Source organism: Burkholderia sp. S171, from assembly GCF_009766085.1.
In the GTDB taxonomy this organism is placed as follows: Bacteria; Pseudomonadota; Gammaproteobacteria; order Burkholderiales; family Burkholderiaceae; genus Caballeronia.
The window spans coordinates 40,021-47,242 of sequence record NZ_LMUF01000012.1 but is presented as its reverse complement, the minus strand read 5'-3'; the positions used below and the strand labels follow the sequence as shown (position 1 = coordinate 47,242).

Sequence of the window (7,222 nt, the reverse complement as noted above, 5' to 3'; positions counted from 1 at the left end):
CTGGCGCAAACGGGGACGTTCATATAAAAGAAATGACGCGCCGCCACGCGCAGTGGCTAACAGTGATAAAGAGAAAATCCAGCTCTCGCAGACCACTAACACTGAAAGCAGCAACCCGGAAATGACTCCGACCGCTAGCGCCAGAATCAACAACCCCGACCGCTAACCCCAGAACCGACCACCCCGCCAGCCCAAAACCCTAACCTGAGTGCGAACGAAAAAAAACCTTCCTAAGCCTCTTCCGCCCACGCCATATTCTCCCGCGCCATCAGCGCCGAAGACGCGGCTGGTCCAAACGTCCCCGCCGTATAAGTCCGCGGCCGGTCGTTCAATTCCTTCCAGCCGTCCAGGATCGGCTCCACCCACGCCCACGCCGCTTCGAGTTCATCGCGACGCATGAAATGTGTCAGTCGACCGCGCATCACATCGATCAACAGCCGTTCATACGCTTCCGCACGACGTTCGCTAAAGGCTTGCTGCAGATCCAGATTCAGGTTCACCGGCAGCATATGCATACCGCTACCGGGCTCCTTAGCGAGCATCTGTAACTGGATCGATTCTTCCGGCTGCAACTGGATGACCAGCCGGTTGCCATAATTGCGCGGCCCGCTCGGAATGATCGAGAACGGCAGGTCGGCAAAGTCGATCACGATCTCCGATTGCTTCTTCTGCAAGCGCTTGCCCGTACGCAGGAAGAACGGCACGTTCGCCCAGCGCCAATTGTTGATATGCGCGCGGATCGCGACGAAGGTCTCGGCACGGCTCTCCGCCGGCACGTTGTCCTCTTCCATATAACCCTTCACCGGCTCGCCGCCAATGGCACCCGGGCTGTACTGGCCGCGCACGGTATCGCGGGCAATATCGGCGACCGTCATCTTGCGCAGCGAACGCAGCACCTTGAGCTTTTCATCGCGCACGGCATCGGGATCAAGCGACACGGGCGGTTCCATCGCCACGATGCACAGAAGTTGCAACAGGTGGTTCTGCACCATGTCGCGCAGCGCGCCGGTCTGGTCGTAGAAGCCCGCACGGCTCCCCACGCCCACTGTTTCCGCCACGGTGATCTGCACGCTCTTGATGTACGGCGCTTGCCACAGCGGTCCGAAGATCGCGTTGCCAAAACGCAGCACCATCAGGTTCTGCACCGTTTCCTTGCCAAGGTAATGGTCGATGCGATAGATCTGCGCTTCGGCAAAATGACGACCGACGGAAGCATTGATCGCTTGCGCCGAGGCAAGGTCATGACCCAGCGGTTTTTCCAGCACGACACGCGAGTTGCTGTCGACCAGGCCGGCGGCCGAAAGGTTGTCGCAGATGGTCGTGAACAAATCCGGCGCTGTCGCAAGATAAAACACGCGGCATACCTCTTTGCGCGCAACTTCCGCGAGCCGCAGATAGTCACTCGCTGCATCAATGTTGATGCGCACGTAGTCGAAGAGCGCCAGGAAACTGTCCCAGGATTGCGGATCGAGCGCCTTCTTGTCGACGAAGGGTTTCGATTGCTCTTCCACGAATTGCACGTATTGCTCGCGCGACCAGTCGCGTCGGCCGATCGCGATAATGCGCGTTTTCGGGGGCAGGTTGCAGTGCAAGTGCGCCATGTAAAGAGCGGGCAGGAGCTTGCGTGCGGACAGGTCGCCGCCACCGCCGAAGATGATCATGTCGACAGGAAGATCGGGCGCGGCTGAATGAGTTTGAGTGGTCATGGTGCGTAGTGAATCGCGAGTTTGCAGTCAGAATTGCGCTCCGCAGAGCGGGCCGTGTGCGACGCTAAGTATGTCGTTATACCAGTTACGCTTTAAACGAGCATGGTCGGCACATGCGATCGATGGTGCCGTTCGCGATCGTCGGAATACTGCAGAAAAAACGTCCGACCGGTCGGGAAACGATGCAACGGCGCACCTGTAACGCTAGTGTAAGCGTGCGACCTGCGCTGTTGTTCTCACCTGCAGACGGCAATAGGCATCTGCATTCCAATCGACGCGGCGCGAATCTGTTGGCAGAAGGGAAGGCGCAGGCAGTCGCCAAATCCGAAGCATGCTGGAAACCGGAGTTGCTTGGTTTAAACCTTCATGTTGGATTTCCATGAAAAAGCTGCAATCAGACATTCGATAATCGATGTGAAACCAAGTCGTGCGTAACGAAATGGGGTGGTGAAAAGTTAAGTCATGCGCCAGCCAAGCATCCGGGCGTTGCGTTGCCAAGACAGCTCTGGTTTCCACGAAAAATATCGAACACCTCAAGTCGATTTAGCTATCTGAAATATTCTTAAAGGCACGGTGACATTGGCGCTATTTGATTGATTTTGAGTGTAATAGTGGTGGAATCTTAATCTCAGCACATTATTGACCCGTTAAAATAGGGAGAGACCTTCGAACCTATAACGAGCAAAACAATTGGCGAGCAACATTGCGAGTGGGACTCCGGGGCGCAGGCGCATCTTGACGGTCGGGAACCATCCCGGCACTGCTGCGGAGATCGCCCAAACGCTGCGTGAACACGGCTTTGAGGTCGATCTTGTCACGACCGGGCGCGAGGCGATGCGCGCAGCGCTTGCCAAGGGCTACGACGCCATGACGCTCGAGCGAACGCTGCCTGACGCAGACGGAATCATGGTGGTCCGGTTGCTGAGGGAGGCCGAGATCAACCTGCCCGTCCTGATGATCAGTGCGCTGTCCGACGTCGATGAAAAAGTGCGAGGCTTGCGCTCGGGCGGCGACGACTATCTGACGCAGCCTTATCATCCGGACGAACTGGTGGTCCGTCTTGAAGCCATGATTGGGCGCAAGGACGCGAGCCACGTGTCAAGTGACACACGGCTCCAGGTCGGGACGCTTGAGGTCGACCGGTCGAGCCGGCAGGTCACGCGCTCCGGCGTGGCAATAGACCTGAGTCACGCCGAATACCGGTTGCTGGTCTACATGATGGAACAGAGCCCTTGTGTCCTCAGCCGGCCCATGATTTTCGAGGCCGTCTGGGGATACCGTTTCGATCCGGGTACCAGCCTGATCGAGGTTCATATCGGACGGCTGCGAAAGAAGATAGATACAGAAGGCGAGGAGCCGTTGTTCCATACGATCCGCAGCAAGGGGTATCGACTGGGAACGTGATCTCATGACGGCTCCGGTGCACCGCAATTGCAATGTTATTAAAGCAGGCGACACGCGTTTTATCCGACGTGCCGCGCCGCTTCAGATCACCATCGACAGCCCGAGCGTGAACGCTAGCGCGGTCACCGAAATGATCGTCTCGCAGACGGTCCAGGTCTTGAACGTCTGCGTCACGGTCATGCCGAAGTACTCCTTGACCAGCCAGAAACCGCCGTCGTTCACATGTGACAGGATCAGCGACCCCGCGCCTGTCGCGAGCACGAGCAGTTCGGGACGCACGCCCGTTGCGGTGGAAGCGGCGGCCGCTGCGATCGGTGCAATGATGCCCGCTGCCGTGGCCATGGCAACCGTCGCCGATCCCGTCGCGACCCGGATCAAACCGGCGACCAGCCACGCGAGAATCAGCAGCGGCACGTGTGCGCCAGTGGCTACATCGACAATCGCCTTGGACGCGCCGCTATCGATCAGGATGCGCCCGAAGCCTGCCCCCGCACCCACGACCAGCGTGATGCTTGCGGTTGGCGCCAGACACTCGTTCGTGAACTTGAGGATGGATTCGCGATTGAACCCGCGCGCCGAGCCGAACGTATAGAAGCTCAACAGCACGGCAAGCAGCAGTGCCATGTCCGGATGTCCGATCAGGCGCAGCACGTTGTTGGCTGTCGACTTTGCCGGCACGATCAGGTCGGCCCAACTGCCCACGAGCATCAGCAGCACCGGCAACAAGACCGTCAGCAGCGTGATACCGAAGCTCGGCAATTTCTGCATCGCGCGTGCGGCGTCCTGCTCGATAAACTGCTTCGCCATCGGGTTGACACCCTCAAGCACGACGAACTTCGCGATCAGTTTCGAGAACAGCGGTCCGGCGATAATCGCAGTGGGAATGCCGACAATCAACGCGTAGAAAATCGTGTGGCCAATGTCCGCGTTATATGCCGTCACCGCGAGCAACGCGGCCGGGTGGGGCGGAATCAGACCGTGCACGACCGAGAGTCCCGCGACCATCGGAATACCGACGCGGATCATCGACGTACCGGTACGCTGCGCGACGTTAAATGCGATCGGAATCAACAGCACGAAACCGACTTCAAAAAATACCGGCAGGCCAACGAGGAACGCGATGCACATCATCGCCCAATGCACATTCTTCGGGCCAAACAATCCGATGAGCGTTTGTGCGATCCGTTCAGCCCCGCCGGATTCGGCCATCATCTTGCCGAGCATCGTACCGAGCCCGACGACGATCGCAATATGCCCGAGCGTTCCGCCTACGCCGGTTTCGAATGACTTGAGAATCGACGTCATCGGCATGCCGACGGCAAGCGCGAGCGCGACGGACACCACCATCAGCGTGATAAACGGATTGAGCTTGAATCGCGCGATCAGCACGACCAGCGCGATGATCGCGACCAACGCGTAGACGAGTAACAGACTTCCCTGGACAGTCGCCATGGAGGCTCCAAAATAGCGGTCGGAAAAACCAGTCGAAAAAGCCGGACCGTCGAGCCGCGTGGGTCTTCAACAGTCCGGCATGCCTGGTTAGAACTTGTGTCGAATGCCGACGACGGTGACGAACTGACCGTTGTTGCTGGACGGATTCGAGGCGCCTTCAATCCATGCCTTGGCACCGGCCGAACGCTGGTAAATGCCGTTCAGATAAACGTCCGTCGTCTTCGACAGGAAATACTCGCCACCGAGTGCGAGCTGGTTGTAGTGACCATTCGTCGCGGTTGCGGAACTGCTGTTCTGGCTCGTGTAGATGTAGCCGAGCGAGAGCAGCGTGGCAGGCGTGAACTGATAACGCACGCTTGCTTCGTAGTTCGCAAAACGCAGGCTGCCGCCGGTCAGGAGGTCGAAGTGCGAGTTCGTGTACAGCAGGGCGACGGTGGCAGGCCCGAACGTGTAGGCGCCGCCTGCACCCCAGACCTGATTGCGCGCGACGTTGCTGATGATCGACGAACTGGTGCTGTAGTAGTTGTCCGAAGGTGCCGCACCGGCCGTGTTCGACGCGGGATGATCGACCAGCGAGTAGGCCGCATCCAGGCGCACCGGGCCCGCGGCATAATCGGCGCCCACGCTCCACGCGCGGTTGTTGGAGAAGTCACCGGCCGTGTTCGAGAACGCGTACATTGCGTTGGCGGTGAAGCCTGAGAACGTCGGCGTGGTGTACTTGACGGCGTTGTCGGTGCGGTAGGTGTTGTTGATGTCGTCATTGTCGTAGATCGCGTTGCCGTACTGGCTCATTGCGCCCACGCCGTTGATCTGCAGATTCGAAAGATAGTCCTGCACGCTGTTGTACTGACGGCCGAGCGTGATCGTACCCACGCGGTTGTTGCTCAGTCCCACCCATGCGCTGCGGCCGAACATGCGTCCGCCCTGGCCCGACGAACCCGATTCCAGGCTGAAGCCGTTTTCGAGTCTGAACAGGACTTTGTTGCCGCCGCCCAGGTCTTCACTTCCAAGCAAACCCCAGCGCGACCCTTGCACATTGCCCTGAGTGGCCTGATAAGCGCTATTGCCTTTTTGATTATTGGTGTACGTGAAGCCGGCATCCACAATACCGTAGAGCGTCACGCTGCTTTGGGCGAAAGCGGCTTGCGCAACGCTTCCGGTCACGGCGACGGCCACAGCCGTGCGAAGGATCTGCTTATGCATCTGGTTTCCTCTGGTCGAAAGAAGGGCGTCTATCGATGAATTTTTATTGTCTTCGATAGAATAAGGATTACTAAACGTGCAAGGTAAAGCGACGCCGGAGAAAATCCGGCGTATCGGTCATACAAGAAAATCAGGTTCAGCTAGCTACTCAGTCAGCGCGCTCAGTCAGCGCGCTCAGTCAGCGCGCTCAGTCAGCGCGCTCAGTCAGCGCGCTCAGTCAGGCCAGTTGCGCCGGCCGGCGCCACGCCGCGCATCGCGCTGGAAAAACGGTGTAACCCGCGGATGCGGCGCGCGCTGCGCCCGCTCGAGTTCATCAAGCAGGCGTTCAAGTACGCTGTGCTCCTGTCCGGGGTGCAGGTTGCACGGGTCGATAAAGAAGAAATTCAGTTCGGCCTCGTGATCGCGGACGATTACTGGCACGCTGCCCGCCGGCGGATGGGCGAGGGCATCCGCCAGATCCCAGGCGCTGATGCGAGCCTCGCGTGGATCAATGGACAGTTTCAGGCGATCAAGCGGATTGCCGGTCGGATCAGCATCGATCTCCGCGCGCACGCCGGGGCGGCCATTCAGCGCTTCACGCCACAACTCGAGATAACCGCGTTCACGGGCGCGCACCGCTGCATGGTCGCGCTGCTGCCATTGTTCGAGTGCGGCGATGGCGCCGGCAATGCCTTCCTTGCCCACTTTCATGCCGCGGCCAATACCGCCATTCTGGAAATAGGCGGCACGTACCAGCGTTTTCTTGCCGGCGACAATCCCTGCGGTCGGACCACCGAGAAATTTGTGCGCGGAATACAGCACGAGATCGGCGCCGGCGGCAATAAAGCGCGTGAGATCATATTCAGACGCCGCATCGACGATGACCGGTACGCCCTTCGCATGCGCGAGGGCGATGAATTCTTCTACGTGGATCAAGCCGAACTGGACCGTGTGATGCGAGACCACGTAGAGCGCCGCGGTCGTGCGCTCGTTGATCGCAGCGGATAACTGGTAGCCATGCGACTCCGTGGCCGCGCCCACCGGCACGACGCGGGCGCCGGCGAGACGGATGGCCTGGTCGATAGGTGCGCCATAATTGACGAGGTGGCCCGTTTGCACGACGACCTCGTTGCGCAGCCCGCTTGTATCGGGCAAACGCTCGATCAATCCGGAGTCATCGCCGGTCATGGTTGCCGCAATGCCGAGCGTGATCGCGGCCGAACAGGACGCTGTGATATAGCCGCTTTCACTGCCGCAAGCCTGCGCGATCACGGCCGAGGCCTTGCGTTGCAAGTCGTCGATCTCGACGAACTGAGGAAGGATGGCGGCCATCGCTTCAATGACCGGCGCCGCCACAATGGACGCACCCAGGCTCGTCATCGTGCCCGAACCATTGATGACCGGGCGTAGACCAAATCGGGAATAAATATCCATCGTGCGGCTCCTGGTATTCCTTTATTATGGAATGTATGTTGTAA

The 7,222-nt window shown here is 59.2% G+C and carries 5 protein-coding genes; 1 reads left to right on the top strand and 4 read right to left on the bottom strand.

Translation table 11 applies throughout. From position 1 onward, the window contains the following. Window positions 1-230 precede the first annotated feature (230 nt). Complete coding sequence (gene zwf, locus GSQ93_RS08530) at window positions 231-1,706, bottom strand: glucose-6-phosphate dehydrogenase (RefSeq protein ID WP_158935236.1); 1,476 nt, start codon at window positions 1,704-1,706, stop codon at window positions 231-233. 735 nt (window positions 1,707-2,441) lie between these two features. Between zwf and GSQ93_RS08525 the strand changes: the two genes are divergently transcribed. Then, window positions 2,442-3,110, top strand: a complete 669-nt coding sequence (locus tag GSQ93_RS08525) for a response regulator transcription factor (protein WP_254073809.1) — start codon at window positions 2,442-2,444, stop codon at window positions 3,108-3,110. A gap of 81 nt (window positions 3,111-3,191) precedes the next feature. On the opposite strand, the gene GSQ93_RS08520 is transcribed toward GSQ93_RS08525, so the two are convergent. The 3 genes from GSQ93_RS08520 to GSQ93_RS08510 form a co-directional block, all read right to left on the bottom strand. Beyond that, a complete protein-coding gene (locus GSQ93_RS08520; protein ID WP_158935235.1) occupies window positions 3,192-4,562 on the bottom strand; it encodes a gluconate:H+ symporter in 1,371 nt (456 codons plus the stop codon). 87 nt (window positions 4,563-4,649) lie between these two features. Then, entirely contained in the window at window positions 4,650-5,765 is a 1,116-nt protein-coding gene (locus GSQ93_RS08515) for a porin (RefSeq protein WP_158935234.1), read from the bottom strand. 213 nt (window positions 5,766-5,978) lie between these two features. Then, entirely contained in the window at window positions 5,979-7,178 is a 1,200-nt protein-coding gene (locus GSQ93_RS08510) for an aminotransferase class V-fold PLP-dependent enzyme (RefSeq protein WP_158935233.1), read from the bottom strand. Window positions 7,179-7,222 lie beyond the last annotated feature (44 nt).